The following is a 21,275-nucleotide window of genomic DNA, read 5'->3' as shown; positions in this document are numbered from 1 at the left end:
CGCCGGAATGACGGATGAGAAGGATGTGGTGGGCGAAAACAAGGCGAGGCGGCGAATCCGCGCACCGCCCATGCAATCGCTGACGCATCCCGAAGCGGCAAACGCGCGCCCCATCGCCGCGCTCAATGCCCCGGCCGTTCTTGCACCGGCGCGGGCATCGGTTGCGGCGGCGGCGCGTGCGGCGGCACTTCGGTCGGCGGTTCGTCGACCTGCTCCTCCAGGCCCGGCTCTTCCTCGGCCGGCGCATCGCCCGGCAGCGGGCCGTTCTGCACCGCGCTGACCGCCGCGGCCGCGTTCGGACCGGGTTGTTGCGGCTTGGCTTCGACCACGCGATAGAACGTCTCGCCGGGCTTGATCATGCCCAGCTCGCTGCGCGCGCGTTCCTCGACCGCGGCTTCGCCGGACTTGAGGTCTTCCACTTCCGCCGCCAGTGAATCGTTGCGTTGCTGCAAGCCCTGGTTGTCGCGGGTCTGGCCGTCGACCTGGGCCTGCAGCGCGGCGACGCTGCCGCCGCTGCCGCCGCCGGCCCACCACAGCCGGTATTGCAGAAAAGCGAGCAACGCCAGCAAACCCAGCACCAGCAGGGCCTGCCAGCGTTTGCCCGTCTTTTCCGCCATCGCGCTCAGTCCGGTCTCAGCGACGCAGCGACACGAACGCGTCGCGACCGGCGTAACGCGCGCCGGCGCCGAGCGCTTCTTCGATGCGCAGCAGCTGGTTGTACTTGGCCACGCGATCGCTGCGGCACAGCGAGCCGGTCTTGATCTGGGTCGCGGTGGTGGCGACCGAGATGTCGGCGATGGTGGTGTCTTCGGTTTCGCCGGAACGGTGCGAAATCACCGCCGCGTACTTGGCCCGGTCGGCCATGGCGACCGCTTCCAGGGTCTCGGTCAGGGTGCCGATCTGGTTGACCTTGATCAGGATCGCGTTGGCGACGTGCTTGTCGATGCCTTCGGCGAAGATCTTCGGGTTGGTCACGAACAGATCGTCGCCGACCAGTTGCACCTTGTTGCCGATCTTTTCGGTCAGCAGCTTCCAGCCGGCCCAATCGTCCTCGGCCATGCCGTCTTCGATGGTCACGATCGGGTACTGCGCGGCCCAGTTGGCGAGGAAGTCGACGAACTGCTCGCTGGTCAGGCGCTTGCCTTCGCCGACCAGGTGGTACTTGCCGTTGTCGTAGAACTCGGTGGAAGCCACGTCCAGGCCCAGCAGGATGTCTTCGCCGGCCTTGTAACCGGCCTTGCCGATCGCTTCCAGGATGGTTTCCAGCGCTTCTTCGTTGCTGCGCAGGTCCGGGGCGAAACCGCCTTCGTCGCCGACCGCGGTGCTCAGGCCGCGGCCCTTGAGCACCGACTTGAGCGCGTGGAACACCTCGGCGCCGGCGCGCAGCGCCTCGGCGAAGTTCGGCACGCCGACCGGCAGGATCATGAATTCCTGCAGGTCGACATTGTTATCGGCATGCGCGCCGCCGTTGATGATGTTCATCATCGGCACCGGCAACACGGCCTGACGGTCGCCGGCCAGGTACTTCCACAGCGGCAGCTTCTTCGAGGCGGCCACGGCGTGGGCGTTGGCCAGGGAAACGCCGAGCAGCGCGTTGGCGCCCAGGCGGCCTTTGTTCTCGGTGCCGTCCAGATCGATCATGCGCCGGTCCAGGCCGGCCTGATCGGTCGCGTCCAGGCCCTTGAGCGCCTGGGCGATGGTGGTGTTGACGTTCTCCACCGCCTTGCGCACGCCCTTGCCGAGGTAGCGGGTCTTGTCGCCGTCGCGCAGTTCCACGGCTTCCTTGCTGCCGGTGGAGGCGCCGGAGGGGACCAGGGCGCGGCCGAAGCTGCCGTCGGCCAGGGTGACCTCGGCTTCCAGGGTCGGGTTGCCTCGGCTGTCGAGGATTTCGCGGGCGTGGATCTGGGTGATCGTGCTCATGTGAGGGCGGTCGGGTTCAGTGGGGAAGAGGGTCGGGACGAAAGATAGCCGAGAACGCGGCCGGCCCGGGCGGGCGGCGCGCGAAAATGGCGATCCGGGACGGTAGCGGCTGCGAAATCGGCCCGCGCCGGGGCCGAATGCGGGGTCCGGGCTCCGGCGATCAGAAGTCTTGCTCCAGGAACCCGTTCTTCTTGGTGATCCGGTCCAGCTCGACCAGGGTCTCCAGCAGGCCGCGCATCTTCGGCAGCGGCACCGCGTTGGGGCCGTCGGACAAGGCCTCCTCGGGTTTGGGGTGGGTTTCCATGAACACGCCCGACACGCCGACCGCGATCGCCGCGCGCGCCAGCACCGGCACGAACTCGCGCTGGCCGCCGGACTTGCCGTCCATGCCGCCGGGCAACTGCACCGAATGGGTCGCGTCGAACACCACCGGACAGCCGGTGTCGCGCATCACGCTCAGCGAGCGCATGTCGCTGACCAGATTGTTGTAGCCGAAGCTGGCGCCGCGCTCGCAGGCCATGATCGCCTCGTTGCCGGTGGCCTTGGCCTTGGCGGTGACGTGCTTCATCTCCCAGGGCGAGAGGAACTGGCCCTTCTTGATGTTGACCGGCTTGCCGGCGCGCGCCACGTTCTGGATGAAATCGGTCTGCCGGCACAGGAAGGCCGGGGTCTGCAGCACGTCGACCACCGAGGCGACCTCGGCCATCGGCGTGTATTCGTGCACGTCGGTCAGCACCGGTACGCCGATCTGGCGCTTGACCTCGGCCAGCACCTTGAGCCCCTCTTCCAGGCCGGGGCCGCGGAAGCTGGTGGCCGAGGTGCGGTTGGCCTTGTCGAAGCTGGACTTGAAGATGAAGGGAATGCCCAGCGCCGAAGTGATTTCCTTGAGCTGGCCGGCGACGTCGAGCTGCAACTGCATCGACTCGATCACGCAGGGGCCGGCGATCAGAAAGAAAGGCTGGTCGAGACCGACGTCAAAGCCGCAGAGTTTCATCGCTTGCTTCCTAGGTTCATGAGTGCGCGTTCGAGCCCGCGCGAGATATCGCCATCACATGGATGCCGGCGGCCGCCGACTCAAGCGCGGCCGCGCTCAACCCGAGCCGCCGCAGCGCCTGGCCCGCGCCAGACCGAGCAACCACATAGTTATCCCGATCAACGCCAACGGCACGGCAATGCACGAGACCACCAACGCCAGCGGGAAGAACACCATGCCGTAATTGTCGACACCGTCGCCGAGGATGAGCTTGAAAGCCACCACCCCGGCCAACAGCACGCCCAGCGCGAGCAGCATCAGCCATTTGCCGGTACTACGAACATCGTTGCGAACAGGCCGGCCCGATGCCGCGGCCGCCTGCGAAGTCTCCGCCCGACCGGACGGACCGGGCGGAGCGGGATTCAACCCTTGACCTCACGCAACAGCTTGCCGCCGGCCTTGGCCTCGCGCGCGGCGCGGACGAAGCCGATGAACAACGGATGGCCGTCGCGCGGAGTCGACAGGAATTCCGGATGCGCCTGGCAGGCCAGGTACCACGGGTGCTGGGCGCGCGGCAGTTCGATCATCTCGACCAGCAGGTCGTCCATCGACTTGGCCGCGATCACCAGACCGGCGTCTTCCAACTGGGTGCGGTAGCGGTTGTTGAATTCGTAACGGTGGCGGTGACGCTCGCCGACCACGTCCTTGCCGTACAGCTCGCGCGCCAGGGTGCCGGGCTTGATCCGCTGATCCTGCAGGCCCAGGCGCATGGTGCCGCCCAGGTCGCTGGCTTCGCTGCGGCGCTCGACTTCGCCGGTGGCGGTGCGCCACTCGGTGATCAGGCCGATCACCGGATGCGGGCTGTGCTTGTCGTTTTCGCTGCTGTTGGCGTTCTCAAGACCGACCACATGGCGGGCGTAATCGACCACCGCCGCCTGCATGCCGTAGCAGATGCCGAAATACGGGACCTTGTTTTCGCGCGCGTACCTGGCGGTGGCGACCTTGCCTTCGAAGCCGCGATCGCCGAACCCGCCCGGCACCAGGATGCCGTCGACGTCCTTCAGCGACTCCACGCCGTCGCGCTCGATCTCGCTAGATTCCAGCCACTTCAGCTTGACCTTGGTGCGCTGGCGCAAGCCGCCGTGCTTGAGCGCTTCGGACAGCGACTTGTACGCGTCCTGGTGGTCGATGTACTTGCCGACCACGGCGATGGTGACTTCGTCGACCGGATGCTCGGAGGCATCGACGACTTCGTTCCACTCGGCCAGATCGGCCGGGCCCGGCTGCAGGCGCAGGCGGTCGAGCACGATCGCGTCCAGGCCCTGCTCGTGGAACCACTGCGGCAGCTTGTAGATGTTGTCCAGATCGACCGCCGAGATCACCGCCTTTTCCGGCACGTTGGTGAACAAGGCGATCTTGCGGCGCTCGCTGTCGGGCAGCGGCTGCTCGCTGCGGCACAGCAGCACGTCGGGCTGGATGCCGATGGAGCGCAGTTCCTTGACCGAGTGCTGGGTCGGCTTGGTCTTGAGCTCGCCGGCGGCGGCGATGTACGGCACCAGGGTCAGGTGCATGAACAAGGCGTGCTCGGGGCCGCGTTCGGTGCGCAGCTGGCGGATCGCCTCCAGGAACGGCAGCGACTCGATGTCGCCGACGGTGCCGCCGACCTCGACCAGGGCCACGTCGAAGCCTTCGGTGGCCTCCACGATCAGGCGCTTGATCTCATCGGTGATGTGCGGGATCACCTGCACGGTGCCGCCGAGGTAATCGCCGCGGCGTTCCTTGCGGATCACGTTCTCGTAGATCCGGCCGGTGGTGATCGAGTTCTTGCGGCTCAGGCGCGTGCGCAGGTAGCGCTCGTAATGGCCCAGGTCCAGGTCGGTCTCGGCGCCGTCGTCGGTGACGTAGACCTCGCCGTGCTGGAACGGGCTCATGGTGCCCGGGTCGACGTTGATGTAGGGGTCGAGCTTCATCATCGTCACGCGCAGGCCGCGCGCTTCGAGGATGGCCGCCAACGAGGCCGCTGCGATGCCCTTACCCAAGGAGGACACCACGCCGCCGGTGACGAAAATCAGGGGAGTCATGGATTTTGCTGCCGCTGGAAAGCCGCAGTTTACAGGCTGGAACGTGAAGCCGCGACTGCTTGACAGCGGCGCCGGCCTCGGCAAAGCCCCGCCAGCCCTTGCGCTGCAAGGCTTTGCGCCGGTTTCCGGAAACCAACCGCCCCCTCAAACCCGCGCCGGTCCCCCTGTAGGAGCGGCGCGTGCCGCGACCGCGACAGCCGGCCAACGGCGTAACCCCGAAGTCTGCGGGGGATACCGCCCATGCCGGGCTTCAGACCAACCTCGCCCCCCGCGCCAGCAGCAACTCGCGCAGGATCGAGCGATGGCAGTGCGATTCGTCCTGGCAATAGCAACCGACCGAGAAATCGCTGTGGTGCGACAGCGCCGCCAGCAGCGCGAGCGCATGCGCGGCATCGGGCGCGGCCATCTCGGCCTTGTACTTGCGCACGAACGCGTTCCACTGCGCCGGCGTCTGCGCCGCCTGGGCCTGCTTCATCGTCTCCAGGCTCGGCGCCAACGTCGGAAACCACACGTCGTACCAATCCTGCGAGGCGAATTCGGCCTTCGGCACCCCGCGCGGCGGACGCCGCACGGTGCCGATGCGGGTGCCCTCGCCCGCGGCCCGGGCGCTGCCCAATCTGACGATACGCAAGGCCATCGGATCCTCCCTTACTCGATCACGCCGAACATCGGCCCGAGTTTTGCGCGCCAACCCTTCCTGCGCAATTCCGGCGCATACAGCGTCGACACGCTGCCATCGAGGTACAAGGCGTCGCGGCAATGCAGCTGGTCGCGAAAATACGCGGCGAATTCGTACAGGTTCACCTTCGTGTCGCTGATCACCAGCAGCACCTGGCCGTCCTTGACCGCCACACCGTTGCGGATATGCCGCGATTTCGAGTCCGGATCGAAACCAGGATGGATGCGCCCGTCCTGCACCAGCAACGGCCCGGACTGGGTCGCCAGGCGCACGCCGCGGGCCAGCCCGGGATAACGCGAGGACTCGACCACTTGCGCGCCGGCATCGGACAGCAGGAATACGCCGTTGGGCTTGAGATAGAAATTGCCCTCGCCCTCGCGCAGGTTGAGCGGCGAGAGTTGCTTGCCGTCGACGACCAACAAGCCGACCGGCGAATAATCGGGTTCGTACATGCCAGCGTTCATCGCGTAGCGCAGGTATTGGCCGCGCCCGGCGAGCCAGCGTTGCAGCCGCGCCGGCGTATGCAGCGGCCGGCCGCTGTCGTCGCGCAGATACAGGCCCAGCGTCTGCGTGTGCGGATCGATGGCGACCACGGTGTAACGCGGCTCGCGCGCCAGCGCCGGCAGGCCGAACAGACAGGCCAGCACTACCCAGAATCCGGCTTTGCAAGGATGGCTCAAGCCACGCTCCCGTTCGGTTCCAAGCTATCGCACCGGGCTTAATGGCCGGCCGCGGTTTTGATCGCAACGGTGTACGCTAGCCAGAGTGCCGCTAACGGCTGGAAACCGGCACCGGACTTTCGATCTGGACCCAGCGGAACGGGCGATCCGGATGCGCACCGATCACCTGTTCGATCGCTCTGGACAACTCATCGCAGCTCCGGCAGTCGCGCGACACGTATTGCAAGAACAACAGACCGCGCGGCGGCGCCGACGTTCCCAGCGGCTGGTCCAGCGCGGCGATCAGTTCGCAGGTATCGAACTCGGGGACCAGATAAAACTGGTTGTCGACGACCTCGCCCCAGTAAGACACGGCCTCGGCGCGGTCGAACGGGGCCTGCCTGAGCCACTCCAGCGGAATATCGTCCCTGGTCGGATCGTGGCCGCTGAGCGAGTAGACCCGGGCGCCGTCCGGATCGAATACGTACAGCGGCGGCAATTCCTTCCAGCGCACCGCTTCGCGCCGCAGCTTGATCCGCGCGGGGGTCGCGAGCGTGCCGGGTCCATGGGTCGGTGGATCCGCCCGCCGCGCCGCGTCCGGCGTTCGGAAATCTCCGGGAACGCCCGAACACCCCGGCGGCGTCTCGAAGTCGTCCTCCGCATCGGCGCCCACATGCGCGCAGCCGACCGCCGCGCATACCGCCAGAACCGCCGCCATCGACTTGTGCATCCCCGCTCCTGCGCTGTCGCCGCTGCCATGGGCGAACCGAGTCTAGCCATGTGCGGGGGCCAAAAAACACAACGCCCCGACACGAGGCCGGGGCGCTGGCGAGCCGCGTGAGCGGCGCTAGGGATGTATGGACCTAAGGGCCTTACTTGTCGCCCTCTTCCTCCGGCTCGACGCCGCGGTCGCCGGACTTCTTCTTGTCGGCGTCGGCCTTCTTCTTGGCCTCGGCTTTCTTCGCGTCCTCGGCCTTCTTGGCGTCTTCGGCCTTCTTGTCGGCCTGCGGGTCCTGCTGGGCGAACGCGCTCGGCGCCATCAGCACGGTCAGGGCGGCGGCGATGGCGGCGGGGATGAGCAGCTTGCGGGCTTTGGACAGATCGATCTTCATAAGATGGCCTCCTGAAACGGGTGGAACCGGCGCTGCGCCGGATTTCGACGACTCTCGGCGGCCTCTGGCTTCGCCGGTCGCTCGCCGCTTCCCTGCTGCGACGCCGCGAACCCTAGCGCCAGCACCCTCGCTCGCGCCTGAACGGACGCCGCGAGGGCGATTCGACGGGCCTGCCGGACGCTCCTGAATATGCGGCCCGAACCTCGGCGATTCAATGACCGCGGCCTTACGGGATCTTGCCGACCATCGGCTGACGCGGGCCCAACGCGAACGCCGCCAGCATCAGGAAACTCGCCTCCCACAAATAGAAGGCCAGGCCGACCGAATCGACCTCGGCGGTGTGGCCGGCCTCGTTGTAGGCGAAGCGCTCCACCCTGAAGGTATCCAGCCCGATCGCCAGCGCCACCAGCGCCAGAATCCCCGCCGCCCGGTAGCGCTTGCTGATGAACAGCAACAACGCCACCCCGAAGGCCGGATTGGCCAGCCAGGCGAAACAACGTCCGTCGAACGCCTGGACCCAACCGAACATCAGCAGCACCCAGCCGTCGAGCGAGGTGCCGCCGCCATGGAGCCCGGCGAAAAACAACGAGGCGCAGTAGATCGCGAGCACGATCAGCCAGGCGGCGGTAGGCGATTTCATCGGTGCATCCTTTCAGTCATGCCGCGCGGGAACGTCCAGCGCCTCGCGATCGATGGCCGGATCATGCCACGCGGCCCGCGACCGCGCCCGGCGCCGGCGAACGCCCGCCGCCCCGCCCGCCGCCCCGGTCTCAAACCGCGAGACGCCCGCCACGCAAGCTTTCCGGCCGATCTTCACACCGCGCGGCTTGACCACCCTGCCCGCCGTGTTCATCCTCGCCGCTCCGAACCCCACGGCCACGCCCAACAGTTAATGAGCAGTCGCTATAACGCCGCCGATATCGAAGTCCTTTCCGGACTGGACCCGGTCAAACGCCGTCCGGGCATGTATACCGACACCAGCCGGCCGAACCATCTGGCCCAGGAAGTCATCGACAACTCGGTCGACGAGGCCCTGGCCGGCCACGCCCGCAGCATCGAGGTGACCCTGTACGCCGACGGCAGCTGCGAGGTCTCCGACGACGGCCGCGGCATGCCGGTGGACATCCATCCGGAGGAAAAAGTCCCCGGCGTGGAGCTGATCCTGACCCGCCTGCACGCCGGCGGTAAGTTCAGCAACAAGAACTACACCTTCTCCGGCGGTCTGCACGGCGTCGGCGTCAGCGTGGTCAACGCGCTGTCCAAGCTGGTGGAAGTGCACATCAAGCGCGACGGCAACGAATACCGCATGACCTTCAAGGACGGCGATCGCGCCACGCCCTTGGAAGTGGTCGGCAGCGTCGGCAAGAAGAACACCGGCACCCGGGTGCGGTTCTGGCCGGATGCCAAGTATTTCGACACCGCCAAGATCAACCTGCGCTCGATCAAGCACGTGCTGCGGGCCAAGGCGGTGCTGTGCCCCGGCCTCAAGGTCACCCTGTTCGACGAAGCCACCGGCGAGCGCACCGAGTGGTATTACGAAGACGGCCTGCGCGACTACCTGTCGGGCGAGCTGCGCGAAGGCCAGCCGCAGCGCGAGCTGCTGCCGCCGGATCTGTTCGTCGGCCAGCTCAAGAAAGACACCGAAGTGGTCGACTGGGCGGTGGCCTGGGTGCCGGACGGCGAGCTGACCCAAGAGAGCTACGTCAACCTGATCCCGACCGCCCAGCACGGCACCCACGTCAACGGCCTGCGCACCGGCTTCACCGACGCGCTGCGCGAGTTCTGCGACTTCCGCAATCTGCTGCCGCGCGGGGTCAAGCTGGCGCCGGAAGACGTGTGGGACCGGGTCGCGTTCGTGCTCAGCATCAAGATGACCGACCCGCAGTTCAGCGGTCAGACCAAGGAGCGTTTGTCCTCGCGCCAGGCCGCCGGCTTCGTCGAAGGCGCCGCCCACGACGCGTTCTCGCTGTGGCTCAACCAGCACACCGAACTCGGCGAAAAGATCGCCCAGCTGGCGATCGAGCGCGCCGCCGCACGCCTGAAGACCGAAAAGCAGATCGTCCGCAAGAAGATCACCCAGGGCCCGGCCCTGCCCGGCAAGCTCGCCGACTGCACCTCGCAGGATCTCTCGCGCACCGAGCTGTTCCTGGTGGAAGGCGACTCGGCCGGCGGCAGCGCGCGCCAGGCCCGCGACAAGGACTTCCAGGCGATCCTGCCGCTGCGCGGCAAGATCCTCAACACCTGGGAAGTCGCTTCCGGCAGCGTGCTGGGTTCGCAGGAAGTGCACGATCTGGCCGTGGCCATCGGCTGCGACCCGGGCAAGGAAGACATCGGCGGACTGCGTTACGGCAAGGTCATCATCCTGGCCGACGCCGACTCCGACGGCCTGCACATCGCCACCTTGCTCAGCGCGCTGTTCCTGCGCCACTTCCCGGCGCTGGTCGCGGCCGGCCACATCTTCGTGGCGATGCCGCCGCTGTTCCGCGTCGACGTGGGCAAGCAGGTGTTCTACGCGCTGGACGAAGAAGAAAAGCGGATCCTGCTGGAGAAGATCGAACGCGAGAAAATCCGCGGCGCGATCAACGTCACCCGCTTCAAGGGCCTGGGCGAGATGAACGCCTCGCAGTTGCGCGAGTCGACCATCCATCCCGACACCCGCCGTCTGGTCCAGCTGACCGTCGACGACAACGCCCAGACCCATTCGCTGATGGACATGCTGTTGGCCAAGAAGCGTTCGGGCGACCGCAAGAACTGGCTGGAAACCAAGGGCGACCTGGCCACGCTGGAAGTCTGACCGACGCCCGGGCCCTGGGTTGCCGAGCGCTTCCCGGCGACGCATCCCGGCTCTTGGTTTGCTTGAAACGCCGCCTGAGGGCGGCGTTTCGTTTTCGATACGATTCCGGGCCGCGCGCGGCCGCTTCATTGCCGCGGTCGCGGCTTGCGCCGCTGCTACAGGGAGCGATCGCGGCCGCACTTGCTCGCTGTAGAGCGGCGCGAGCCGCGACCACGCTCTCACAACATCGCCGCGCCGCCGTTCCCGCTTGCGCCAGCCGCACAATCACATGGCCATGCGATAGCTTGCGGCAACCTGCCGGCATCGCCCCGGCCCCAAGGAGATCCACATGAAAGGACGCGACACCCCCACCGCGCACGCCGGGCGCCACTGCGACCGCGAGGATCGTGCTCATGGCCACTGAAAGCGAAGCGATCCGACGCAAGCAGCCCGACGAATCGGCCGGGCGCCTGTTCGGCGCGCTGTCCTGGTTCGCACTGTTGCTGGGCCCGGCGTTGGCGTGGCTGGTGGTGTTCGGGCTGACGCCGGAGAGCCAGTGCGGCGACTGGAGCCTGCATTGCACCGGCAAGGCGATCATGTACAGCGCGGCGAGTTGGTTGTTCGGCTCGCTGCTGGCGATCACCGCGCTGTTCCGCGGCGAACGGCGTTCGCTGGCGGTGCCGGCGTTGATCTTGAATATGATTCCGTTGCTGGGGCTGTTGGCCGCGTATATGGTGCTGGCCGAGCGCGCATAACGCCGCGGCCGGATCGGCCGCCGCGCGGGAACGGTTATGCTGGATGCTCATTTTCGCGGAGCCGGACATGGGACGTTGGCTTTGGCTGTCGGTACTGGCGATCTGCTTGGCCGGTTGCGTGTATCGCGACACGCAGATCCAGAATATCGGCGTATTCCGCCTGAAGTCGCATACGAAGACCGCGTCCTTCATCATCACCAGCAGTACTTGGCCAACCGGCGCCGAGCTTTGCTCGACCGTCACCGGCAAGTGCATCGAAGGTAACTTCATAGAGATCGAGCACGCTGCGAACGTCCGGATCGATTCTGCGCGCTGGATCATCGTCAGCGTCTTGCCCAGGCCCGACGGCCACCCGGCAGGGCCCCGCCGCGCCGGCTACATGTTCGACACCCGCACCGGCCGGCGTTTGTCGTGCCTGGATTGCTCGTCCGATCTGGACGCGACGCTGAGCGCAATCCTGTTGGAGTCCGTGCCCTGGAAAGCCCCGGGCGAAAAACAGGCCGCGCCCGCCGACCAGATGCACGCCGACACCCAGGACATCTATACCTGGGGCCACAAAGCCGACAGCGTGATGGTCGCGGTGCCCAATCAATCTCCGCCCAACCGTCTGCGCTTGCTGCTGTTGCGTTTTGCCGCCGATGGCGTCCGCCAGACCGATCTGTCGTCGCCGGATCTGCGGCAGAATCGCTTGGGCGTGGGCAATCTGCGCGCGGCCGGATTCTCTCCGGACGACAGCGTAGTGGCCTGGCAAGTCTGCGGCCCTCGCTGCACGCTTCGATGGCGGCGGATCGATGGCGGCCCACAATCGCAGCGCGACATCCATTGCGAACAGGACAATGCGCGCGATCTGCGCTGGACGCGCGACAGCGCAGGAAACTGGCTACCGAAGATGCTGCCGTGCAAGGCCGCTGCCCACAGCCAGCCTTTAGCGCAAGCCGGCTAATGCGGCCTTGAGCGGCTTGGCGAACGCCGCCGGCCGGCAACGCCCGATTTTTACCGTCGGCGTCTGGTGCCAACGCGCGCAATCGTCGATGGCCTGGGCGATCTCCGCCGCCAACGCTTCGTCCGGCGCCACGCCCTCTTCCAGATGCAGGGCCTTGATCTCAAATTCGCCCTGGGCGCGGTGCGCCTTCGCGTCCAGACGCCCGACCAGCCTGCCGCGCGCCAGGATCGGCAGCACGAAATAGCCGTAGCGGCGTTTGGGTTCGGGCGTGTAGCACTCCAGGGTGTAATCGAAACCGAAGAATTCGCTGGCGCGTTCGCGATCCCAGACCAACGGATCGAACGGCGACAGCAAAGTCGCGTGGGTCGCGCGCAAGCGGCCGGCGGCGGCCTGCGACAGCGCCGCGGCGTGATCGGGGTGGACGTAACCCGGCGCGTCCCAGCCCTTCACCGCCACCCGCAACAGCTCGCCGCGGTCGACGTAGGCGTCCAGGTCGGCGTCGCGCCAGCGCGGCTTGGTGCGGAAGTAGTCGGCAATCCAGCGCGCCTGGGTGATCCCGAGCGCGCGCACCGACTTGAGCACGGTTTCGCGCCGCACCGTGTCGGCGTCAATCAAGGTCGCGTCCCAACCGGGCACCGCGACGCCGGCCACGCGTTCGCTGAGGTCGTAGACGCGGTGGAAGTTCTCGCGCCGCGCCACCATCAGCTCGCCCAGGGCGAAACCGGCTTCGAGCCAGCGCTTTTCGTCTTTCCAGCCCCACCAGCCACCGCCACCGCCGCGCCCCGGTTCGCGCTCGAAATCCGAGGATTTGACCGGGCCGAGTTCGCGGATGTGGGCGAGCAGGCGGTCGATCTTGGCGCCGCTGGTCTGGCGATGATGCTCGGCGTTGCGGATCGCCCAATGGTGGGCGCGCTGCGAATGGGCGTTGCGATGCAGCAGGTAATCGCCCATCGGCGCGAAGCAGGCTTCGTGCGCCCAGATTTCGAAGATCTCGCGTTCGGCCAGCAACTGTTCCAGCCACTGCGCCGGGTACGAGCCCAGCCGCGAGAACAACACCAGATACGGGCTGCGCGCGACCACGTGGATGGTGTCGATCTGCAGCAGTTGCATGCGCGCGATCGCGGCCAGCGCGTCGGCGCGGGTCGCGCGTTTGCGCGGGCGCGCGAGCAAGCCTTGCGCGTGCAGGTGCAGCGCGCGCGCCTGGGTCAAGGCCAGGGTCGCGGACGGCGCAGCCGGCTCGGTCCGCGCGGGCGCGCCGCGCGACGCCGACGCGCGCGCCGGGCTCATGCGCGCTGCGATTCCAGGGTCGCGCTGAGCAAATCGCGCAGCAGCGGCTGCAGGCGCGCGGCCTTGGCTTCGTCGTAGGCGAAGCTGTCTTCGTCCATGTAATTGCGCTGGCTCAGTTCCAGTTGCACCGCCTGCACGCCGATCTCCGGATCGCCGTAATGGCGGGTGATGTAACCGCCCTTGAAGCGGCCGTTGGCGATCCAGTCGTAACCGTTCTGCGCGGCCAGCACGCCCTCCAACCGCGCTTGCAGCTCCGGCGAGCAGCTGGCGCCGGCGGCGGTGCCCAGGTTGAGATCGGGCAAGCGGCCTTCGAACAGGAACGGCACTTCGCCGCGGATCGAATGGCCTTCCCACAGCACCGCGCGGCCGTGCTCGCCGCGGATGCGGTCGAGTTCGGCGACCAGGGTGTCGTGGTACGGACGCCAGTACAGCTCCACCCGCTCGGCCACCTCGGCCTCGTCCGGGGATTGCCCGTCCAGGTACACCGGCTCGCCGCTGAACTGCACCGCCGGGCACAGGCCGGTGGTGTTCTGGCCGGGATACAGCGAAACATCGTCCGGCGGCCGGTTCAGATCGACCACGTAGCGCGAATGGCGCGGCACCAGGATCGAGGCGCCCAGTTCCAGCGCGAACGCGTACAGGCGCGAGACGTGCCAGTCGGTATCGGGCGCGCGCCGGGCCGATTCGACCATGCGCGCCTTGAACGCCTCGGGGATCAGCGAGCCGTCGTGCGGCAGGCTGATCAGCAGCGGCGCGCTGCCGCGGTGCAACTGGAAAACCGGTTCGGTCGGATGCGGGATGGTCATGGAGACGGATTCAATAGAGACAGATTCAGTCGGCGCCGGACGGCAGGTGCCGGCGGAAGAAGTCCATGGTACTGCGATGGACCTGAAGCCAACTCGCGTAGCGCAGGAAGAAGTGATCTTCGTCGGGGATCACCAGGGTTTCCACCGGCAGCTTGCGTTCGCGCAGGCGTTCGACCAGGTCCACGCTCTGGGCGAACTTGACCGCGCGGTCGTCGTCGCCGTGGACGATCAGCACCGGCGAACGCCAGCCCTGGATATGCGCGACCGGCGAGGACTTGAACGCGGTGTCCAGTTCGTCGGGCTTGAGCCCCCACAGGCCGCTGTTGTCGCCGCCCTTGGCGCTTTCGCGCCAGTCGTGTACGCCGTGGCGGTCGACGCCGGCGGCGAACAGGTCGGAGTTGCGCGCCAGGGCCGAGGCGGTGAGGAAACCGCCGTAGGAACCGCCGTAGATGCCGATCCGGCGCGGGTCGACGTCTTCGCGTTTGGCCAACCACGCCTGCGCGGCGAGCACGTCCTGGTATTCGGACGCGCCGCGCGGGCCTTGTTTGTCGGCCAGGCGGAACTTCTGTCCGTAGCCGGTGCCGTCGCGGTAGTTCAGCGCCAACACCACGTAGCCGCGGCTGGCCAGCCATTGGTTGCTGGCGTAGTCGTTGTAGTAGTAGCTGCTGTAATGCCAGCCCGGCAGCATTTGCCGGATCGGGCCGCCGTGCACGTAGATCAGCGCCGCGCGCTTGCCCTTGAAGCTGGCCGGCGGTTCGAACACGGTCGCGTGCGAGGTCACTCCGTCGCTGGCGCTCAAGCTGATGGTCTTGGGTTCGACCAAGCGATCGATCGGGAACTGCGCCGGCAACTTGGCCGGGAAAATCCGCCGCGGCTCGCCGCCCGCGCGCGCCATCACCGCGATCGCGGTCGGCCGGCGCGCGTCGGCGTGGCGGAAGGCGATCCACTGGCCGCCGGCCAGCAGCGCCGGTTCGGTGGAAATTTCGTCCTTGCCGCTGAGCAGCGTCTGCGCCGCGCCCTTGGCGTCGACGCTGAAGATCTGGCGGTGATCGATCTGCGCGCAGTTGCCGCTGAACAAGAACGCGCCGTCGTCGGCCAGGGCGATGGTTTCGGCCTCGCACTCGCCGCGGCTCAGCGGCGACGGCGCGCCGCCTTCGGGCGGCAAGGCATACCAATGCAGCCAGCCGCTTTGTTCGGAAGCGAAGATCAGCCGGTTATCGCGGCTCCACAGCAACGGGTCGGCGCCGTTGAACTGGGCGTAGCCGCCTGCGCTGTCGCTGGAACGGAACACCTTCTTGGCCAGTCCCGTGTCGACCTCCGCGGTCCAGATTTCGAAGGGATTGGTTTTGGTCAGATCGAATTGCTCGCCGCCGCGGGTGGCGCGGGTGCGCAGGAAGGCGATGCGGCGGCCGTCGGGCGAAAACACCGGATTGGCGTCGTTGGAGAAATCCGCGCCGATCCAGCGCACCGAGCGCGCGGCCAGATCGAGCACGCCGATGAAAGCGTGGTCGCCGCGATTGCTGCTGAACGCCAGCAACTTGCCGTCGGGCGAGAACTCGGCCGCGCTGTTGGCGCCGCGGGTCTTGATCAGCGCTTCCTTGCACCAGCCCGGCGCGGTCGCGCCCGGCAACGGATAGCAACCGATGCCGCGGCCTTGCACGATCAAGGCGTCGCCGCCAGGCGCGAACTGCACCGCGCGGCCGGCGGCGATGCGCTGCGGCTTGCCCGAGCCGTCGCTGGCGACCAGCCACACCGCTTGTTCGCGCCCGTCCGGGTCGCCGTCGGGATTGCTGTTGTTGCCGGCCGCGTCGGCCGAACCGCCGCGCACGTAGGCCAGCCAGCGGCCGTCGCGGCTGAGCTGCAACGCGCCCAGCAGTTGGCCGTCGTCTTCGTCGTAGCCGCTGAGCTGGCGCGGCGCGAATTCCGGCGCGCGCGCCGCCCACAGATTGCGCACGCCGCGCTCGTTGCTCACCCAGGCCATTACCGGCGCGTTCTGCGCGGCGGTCAGTTGTTCGGGCTGCGGCGCGCTGAGCAAATCGGCGATGTCGATTTGCGTATCGGCGGCTTGTGCGGTTGTGGCGAACGCGACGCCGGCGACGAACATCGCGGCGATCGCCGCGCGCAAGGTCCGATGCCGAAGGTTCACGCGGTGTGAGTCGTTCATGCCTTGCAGTCCCCTTTCGCCTGGGTCGCTCAACGCATCAGCACCACTTCTTCGGCGCTGGTCGGATGGATGGCGACCGTGTCGCGCAGGTCGTCCAGGGTGATGCCGCGCTTGAGCGCCACCGCGAAGCCTTGCAGCATCTCATCGGCGGCTTCGCCGAGCAGATGGATGCCGACCACGCGGCGCTCCTGGCCGACGCAGATCAGCTTGAACAGGCTGCGCTGCGGCGACTCGGCCAGGGCGTACAGCATCGGCCGAAAGCCGGCGCGATAGATGTGCAGATTGTCACCATGTCGCTGGCGCGCCTCGTCTTCGGTCAAGCCGACCTTGCCGATCGGCGGATGGGCGAACACCACGGTCGGAATATCGCGCTGGTCCAGCCGGCCTTCGCGCTTGCCGTACACCCGATCCATCAGCCGGCGCGCGGCGGCGATCGCCACCGGAGTCAGCTGCACGTCGGTGGTCGCATCGCCGACCGCATTCACCCCGGGCACGTTGGTCGCGTGCAGCTCATCGACGACGATATGGCCGCGCTCATCGAGCTTCACTCCAAGCTGGCTCAAACCCAGACGCGAGGTATTGGGCCGGCGCCCGGTGGCGAACACCACTTTGTCGAAGGCCTCGCTGAGCGAGCCGTCGACGCCGCGCACCCGCACCTTCGTCCCATCGGCTTCCAGCGCCGCGACGGCGTGGCCGAAATGCAGGCGCACGCCGCTCTGGCAATAATCGTCTGACAGCTGCGCGGTCAATTCCGCGTCGAATCCTTCCAGCAGCCGCGCGCCGCGCGCGAACACTTCGACCCGGCTGCCCAGCGCCTGCAACACGCCGGCCAATTCGACCGCGATGTAACCCGCGCCGACGATGCCCACCCGTTCCGGCGCGGCGTTCCAGGTGAAGAAATCGTCCGAGGTGCCGCCGAGCTCGGCGCCCGGGATCTCCGGCTTGACCGCGTGGCCGCCGGTCGCGATCAGGATCCGCGGCGCGCTCAGCCGCGCGCCGTTCTCGCACTCCACCGTGTTGGCGTCGAGCAGGTGCGCGCGCATCGGCGCGACCACGATCCCGGCCGCGTCCAGGCGCTTGCGGTAACTCTCGTGGATGTTGGCGATGTAACGCTGGCGGTGGACGATGAAGGTCGGCCAGTCCAGTTCGCAGCGCCGCCCTTCGGGTTGCTCGATGGCGAAGCCCAGCGACTGCGCCATGCGCAATTTGGACGCGATGTCGGCGGCCAGCCACATCGCTTTCTTCGGCACGCAACCGACATTGACGCAGGTGCCGCCGAGCAGGGCCGGTTCCAGCAGCGCCACCCGCGCGCCGTACTCGGCCGCGCGGAACGCGCCGGCCAGGCCGCCGGAGCCGCCGCCGATCACGATCAGGTCGAAATGGGTTTGGGTGTTGTCGTCTTCGCTCACGCAAAACGCTCCGGTCGGAAGGGATGCGGGTCGATCGCGGTGGCGCGGCCGGCGATCAGGTCGGCGATCAACTGGCCGGTGCCGGCGCTCATGCTCACGCCCATCATGCCGTGGCCGGTGGCCAGCCACAGGCCGTCGCGGCCCGGCACCGCGCCGATCAGCGGCACATCGTCCAGGCTCATCGGCCGCCAGCCCTGCCAGCGCTCGCGCTCGACCGGGCCGACGGGTTGGTGCAGGTACTCGGCCGCGCCGCGCTCCAACGCGGCCAGCCGGCGCGGGTTGAGGCTGTCGTCGAAACCGGAGAATTCCATCGTGCTGCCCAGGCGGAAACCGCTGTCCCAGCGGGTCACGCAAACCTTGCGTTCGCGCAGCACCACCGGCCGGCGCGGCACCAGCGCGGGACGGTCGTAGGTGATCGAATAGCCCTTGCCGGGCTGCATCACCCGCTTCAGCGACGGCAGCCCGATCGCTTCGGACATCTGCGGCGACCACGCGCCCAGCGCGATCACCGCCTCGCGCGCGCGCAAGACGCCGCGCGCGGTGTCCAGGCTCAGCCCGTCGCTGTCGCGGCGCACGCCGCGCAGGGCGCATTGCTCGATTATTTCGCCGCCGCGCTGGCGCACCGCCTGGGCCAGCGCGTCCACGTACTTGTCCGGCCGCAGCACCGCGTCGTGATCGAAACGGATCGCGCCGGCCACGCCGGGCTTGAACGCCGGGTCTTGCGCTTCGTACGCGCCGCCGTCGATCAGCTCGATCCGCACGCCGAACTCGCGCAGCAAATCCAGTTCGTGCTGACCGTGCTCGAACGCGCGCGCGTCGCGGAACACGTAGTCCACGCCGGAACTGTCGAATTCGCAGACCAGGCCGTAGCGCGACACCCAGTCTTCCAGCCGCGCCCGCGAGTCGTTGAGCAAGGCCGCCTTGGCCTGGGCGCTGGCGCGCCAGTCGCGCGGATTGCAGCGCGCGGCGAAGCCCAGCAGCCAGCGCCACAGCTGCGGGTCCAGCTTGGGGTGCACGTACAGCGGCGCGTCCGGGGTCAGCATCCAGCGCAGCGCCTGCGCGATCACCCCCGGCGCGGCCAGCGGAGTGGCGTGGCTGGGGGTGATGGTGCCGCAATTGCCGTGCGAACTGCCGCCGCCGACCCGGCCGGCGTCGATCACCCGCACCCCGCGCCCGCTTTCCAGCAAGGCCAGGGCGCAGGTCAGACCGATCACGCCCGCGCCGACCACGATCACGTCCTCGCGCCCGCTCGCGGGGCCGGCCGGTTCTGCTTCCACCTGGACTGCGCTCATCGTGCTCCGTCGTTGGCTGGGCCATCGGCCCGCGCGCCGCGCGGCGATGGCGCGCCGCCGTCGCGGCGCCGGCGACCATAGTAACGGCCGTGCCGGGATCGCGCCGGGGTGTCACCACGATGAGGATCGAATGCTGAGTTTCGGCAATGAAACCGCGCCCGCCGGCACCGCATCCCAGCGGCGCCGAAACTGCCCGAATCGGCTCGCGGACTTAGCCGAATCCGGCGGCGGGGCGGATCGGCCGAATCGGGCCTTTGTCGCGCTGAGCCGTGCTTGTCGCAGCGGACACGGCCGTGCAAGCGCACAGCGGCTGAACGTCATTACTGAAACGCAATGTGTGACAGACCGCTTACTGAGCTGTGCGATTGTGTGACGCACAGAACTGGTTTTGCTTCGCATCGGCCACGCGCCGCGCCTAACGTCTGTTTGCCCGCCCGTCATCGGTACGCGATGCCGAGCCGCCGCGGGTCCATCCGCTCCCGACGCATTGCCGCCACCGGCGCGGTACGGGCGCGCTTTGGCCACCGTTTCCTACTTCTATGGGGAAGACCGCACATGCAAGCCAAGACCGTATTGCTCGCCAGCGCCATTCTCGCCGCGCTGGCGCTAGTCGCCGACCGCACCGGAGCCACCGCCGATCTGTTCGACAGCACCGCCGACGCCGCACCCGCCGGCAAAACCACCAACGCCAGCGCCAATGCGGCGCAAACCGCGGCGCAACGCCACAACTCGCCGCTGACAGCGCTGTTCGCCAGCACCGGCGCGCGCGCGGGCAGCGAACTGGCCGCCGCATCGACCTCGCCGGCGCAAGCCGACGCCTCGCCCGCCGCCGACCGCGCGCGCGGCCTGCTCAACGGCGTCGCCTCCGAGCAGGTTCACCGCGTCGCCGCCGACGGCTTCCACGCCCGCGACGTGATGGTCGACCGCGACGGCACCGAGCACGTGCGCATGGAGCGCAGCTACGAAGGCCTGCCGGTGGTCGGCGGCGATTTCGTCGTGCACAGCCGCGACGGCCAGTTGCTGTCGATCAGCCAGGGCGACGACATGCGCAGCTTCGCCCGCCCCGATCTCAAGCCCAAGCTCAGCGCCGAACAGGCGCGGGTCGAAGCCGGCGCCGCGTTCGACGGTACCATCGCTTCGGCCGACGCGCAGTTGGTGGTGTTCGCGCGCGGCGTCCAGCCGACCCTGGCCTATCAGGTCGACGTGCGCGGCGAACGCAACGACAGCCCGGCGCCGGGCAACCTGAGCTATTTCATCGATGCCGGCAACGGCAAGCTGCTGCAGGAAGACGACCACGTCCACGCCGCGGCCGCCAACGGCACCGGCAAGACCCTGACCCTGGGCAACGTCGGCATCGTCACCAATTCGGTCACCGGCGGCTTCGAGATGACCGATCCCAGCCGCGGCAACGGCAAGACCTGGGATGCCGGCAACCGCAGCAGCGCCAGCGGCACCCTGTTCAAGGACGCCGACAATACCTGGGGCAACAACACCACTTCCGACCGCGCCTCGGCCGCCGCCGACGCCCATTACGGCGTCGCCGCGACCTGGGACTATTACAAGAACACCCACGGCCGCAACGGCATCTTCAACGACGGCCGCGGCGTCAACAGCTACGTCCATTACGGCCCGACCAACCTGGTCAACGCGTACTGGGACGGCAGCGCGATGCTGTACGGCGACGGCGACGGCACCACCTATCGCCCGCTGGTCGCGCTCGACGTGGCCGGCCACGAAATGACCCACGGCGTGACCGGCGCCACCGCGCGCCTGGGCTACTACAACATCAAGGACAGCGGCGGCATCAACGAAGGCGTCTCCGACATCTTCGGCACCCTGGTCGAGTTCGCGGTCGGCAACGCCAACGATCCGGGCGATTACCTGATCGGCGAAGAGATCTACATCAGCAACCCCGGCGACAAGAAAGCGTTGCGGGTGATGTTCAAGCAGGACGCCGACGGCAAGTCGAAGGTCTGCTACCCGTCCGGCGGCTTCACCGCCTCGCAGACCTACGCGCGCGGCCCGTTCGATCCGCACTACACCTCCGGCGTGCTCAACCGGATGTTCTATCTGGCCTCGGAAGGCGCGGTGGTGCCGGCCGGTTTCAACTACACCAAGGCTCAGCTGGTGTGCAACAACGACACCGCCATCGTCGGCATCGGCCGCAACAAGGTCGGCGCGATCATGTACCGCGCGCTGACCCGTTACTTCGTTTCCAGCACCACCTATCCGCAGGCGCGCACCTGGACGCTGCAGGCCGCCGCGGATCTGTACGGCAACACCTCGACCGAGTACACCACCCTGGCCCGGGTGTGGACGGCGGTGAGCGTGAACTGAGTCGGCGCATCGCACCGACTCTGCGGCGTTGGCGGTTGCGCCAACGCCGCATCGAACGGCCCGCGCGAGCGGGCCGTTCTTGTTG

19 protein-coding genes are annotated in these 21,275 nt (G+C 67.8%); 4 read left to right on the top strand and 15 right to left on the bottom strand.

What is annotated here, in order from left to right:
* Positions 1-122 precede the first annotated feature (122 nt).
* The 10 genes from ftsB to V7787_RS27195 form a co-directional block, all read right to left on the bottom strand.
* Positions 123-617 carry a cell division protein FtsB gene (ftsB, locus tag V7787_RS27240; RefSeq protein ID WP_336090415.1) on the bottom strand — a complete coding sequence of 165 codons (495 nt, stop codon included), beginning with the start codon at positions 615-617 and terminating at the stop codon, positions 123-125.
* 16 nt (positions 618-633) lie between these two features.
* Positions 634-1,920 carry a phosphopyruvate hydratase gene (gene eno, locus V7787_RS27235; RefSeq protein WP_336090413.1) on the bottom strand — a complete coding sequence of 429 codons (1,287 nt, stop codon included), beginning with the start codon at positions 1,918-1,920 and terminating at the stop codon, positions 634-636.
* Between the two features lie 160 nt (positions 1,921-2,080).
* Positions 2,081-2,914 carry a 3-deoxy-8-phosphooctulonate synthase gene (kdsA, locus tag V7787_RS27230; RefSeq protein WP_057946814.1) on the bottom strand — a complete coding sequence of 278 codons (834 nt, stop codon included), beginning with the start codon at positions 2,912-2,914 and terminating at the stop codon, positions 2,081-2,083.
* 96 nt (positions 2,915-3,010) lie between these two features.
* On the bottom strand, positions 3,011-3,211 hold the full coding sequence (locus tag V7787_RS27225) for a hypothetical protein (RefSeq protein WP_336090408.1): 201 nt from the start codon (positions 3,209-3,211) through the stop codon (positions 3,011-3,013).
* Between the two features lie 104 nt (positions 3,212-3,315).
* Positions 3,316-4,974, bottom strand: a complete 1,659-nt coding sequence (locus tag V7787_RS27220) for a CTP synthase (protein ID WP_336090407.1) — start codon at positions 4,972-4,974, stop codon at positions 3,316-3,318.
* 250 nt (positions 4,975-5,224) lie between these two features.
* Positions 5,225-5,611: a DUF488 domain-containing protein gene (locus V7787_RS27215; RefSeq protein WP_336090406.1), complete on the bottom strand. Its 387-nt coding sequence runs from the start codon at positions 5,609-5,611 to the stop codon at positions 5,225-5,227.
* An 11-nt stretch (positions 5,612-5,622) separates the two neighbouring features.
* On the bottom strand, positions 5,623-6,333 hold the full coding sequence (locus tag V7787_RS27210) for a phosphodiester glycosidase family protein (protein ID WP_336090404.1): 711 nt from the start codon (positions 6,331-6,333) through the stop codon (positions 5,623-5,625).
* A 91-nt stretch (positions 6,334-6,424) separates the two neighbouring features.
* Positions 6,425-7,042 (bottom strand): hypothetical protein, encoded by a 618-nt coding sequence (locus V7787_RS27205; protein WP_336090402.1) that lies wholly within the window; start codon positions 7,040-7,042, stop codon positions 6,425-6,427.
* Positions 7,043-7,184: 142 nt separating this feature from the next.
* Positions 7,185-7,424, bottom strand: a complete 240-nt coding sequence (locus V7787_RS27200) for a hypothetical protein (protein ID WP_336090401.1) — start codon at positions 7,422-7,424, stop codon at positions 7,185-7,187.
* Between the two features lie 226 nt (positions 7,425-7,650).
* Positions 7,651-8,064: a hypothetical protein gene (locus V7787_RS27195; protein ID WP_336090400.1), complete on the bottom strand. Its 414-nt coding sequence runs from the start codon at positions 8,062-8,064 to the stop codon at positions 7,651-7,653.
* Positions 8,065-8,316: 252 nt separating this feature from the next.
* On the opposite strand from V7787_RS27195, the gene parE reads away from it, so the two are divergent.
* From parE to V7787_RS27180, 3 genes are all read left to right on the top strand, one after another.
* On the top strand, positions 8,317-10,218 hold the full coding sequence (parE, locus tag V7787_RS27190; protein WP_336090399.1) for a DNA topoisomerase IV subunit B: 1,902 nt from the start codon (positions 8,317-8,319) through the stop codon (positions 10,216-10,218).
* 392 nt (positions 10,219-10,610) lie between these two features.
* The gene (locus tag V7787_RS27185) at positions 10,611-10,952 is read left to right on the top strand and encodes a hypothetical protein (protein WP_336090398.1); all 342 of its coding nucleotides are present in this window, start codon (positions 10,611-10,613) and stop codon (positions 10,950-10,952) included.
* Between the two features lie 67 nt (positions 10,953-11,019).
* Complete coding sequence (locus tag V7787_RS27180) at positions 11,020-11,895, top strand: hypothetical protein (RefSeq protein ID WP_336090397.1); 876 nt, start codon at positions 11,020-11,022, stop codon at positions 11,893-11,895.
* On the opposite strand, the gene V7787_RS27175 is transcribed toward V7787_RS27180, so the two are convergent.
* The 5 genes from V7787_RS27175 to V7787_RS27155 are packed head-to-tail and all read right to left on the bottom strand — an operon-like array spanning position 11,878 to position 18,853.
* A complete protein-coding gene (locus V7787_RS27175) occupies positions 11,878-13,182 on the bottom strand; it encodes a winged helix-turn-helix domain-containing protein (RefSeq protein ID WP_336090395.1) in 1,305 nt (434 codons plus the stop codon). The two genes, V7787_RS27180 and V7787_RS27175, sit on opposite strands and share 18 nt — an antisense overlap.
* Positions 13,179-13,988 carry an N-formylglutamate deformylase gene (gene hutG, locus V7787_RS27170; protein ID WP_336090392.1) on the bottom strand — a complete coding sequence of 270 codons (810 nt, stop codon included), beginning with the start codon at positions 13,986-13,988 and terminating at the stop codon, positions 13,179-13,181. The genes V7787_RS27175 and hutG overlap by 4 nt, the downstream gene beginning before the upstream one ends.
* A gap of 25 nt (positions 13,989-14,013) precedes the next feature.
* The gene (locus tag V7787_RS27165; protein ID WP_336090391.1) at positions 14,014-16,152 is read right to left on the bottom strand and encodes a S9 family peptidase; all 2,139 of its coding nucleotides are present in this window, start codon (positions 16,150-16,152) and stop codon (positions 14,014-14,016) included.
* Between the two features lie 29 nt (positions 16,153-16,181).
* A complete protein-coding gene (gorA, locus tag V7787_RS27160) occupies positions 16,182-17,561 on the bottom strand; it encodes a glutathione-disulfide reductase (RefSeq protein WP_336090389.1) in 1,380 nt (459 codons plus the stop codon).
* Positions 17,558-18,853, bottom strand: a complete 1,296-nt coding sequence (locus V7787_RS27155; protein WP_336090387.1) for an NAD(P)/FAD-dependent oxidoreductase — start codon at positions 18,851-18,853, stop codon at positions 17,558-17,560. The genes gorA and V7787_RS27155 overlap by 4 nt, the downstream gene beginning before the upstream one ends.
* Before the next feature lie 555 nt (positions 18,854-19,408).
* On the opposite strand from V7787_RS27155, the gene V7787_RS27150 reads away from it, so the two are divergent.
* Positions 19,409-21,190: a M4 family metallopeptidase gene (locus tag V7787_RS27150; protein WP_336090385.1), complete on the top strand. Its 1,782-nt coding sequence runs from the start codon at positions 19,409-19,411 to the stop codon at positions 21,188-21,190.
* Positions 21,191-21,275 lie beyond the last annotated feature (85 nt).

The sequence above is a fragment of the Pseudomonas sp. CGJS7 genome (assembly GCF_036961695.1).
This window is presented reverse-complemented; position numbering and strand designations above follow the sequence as displayed.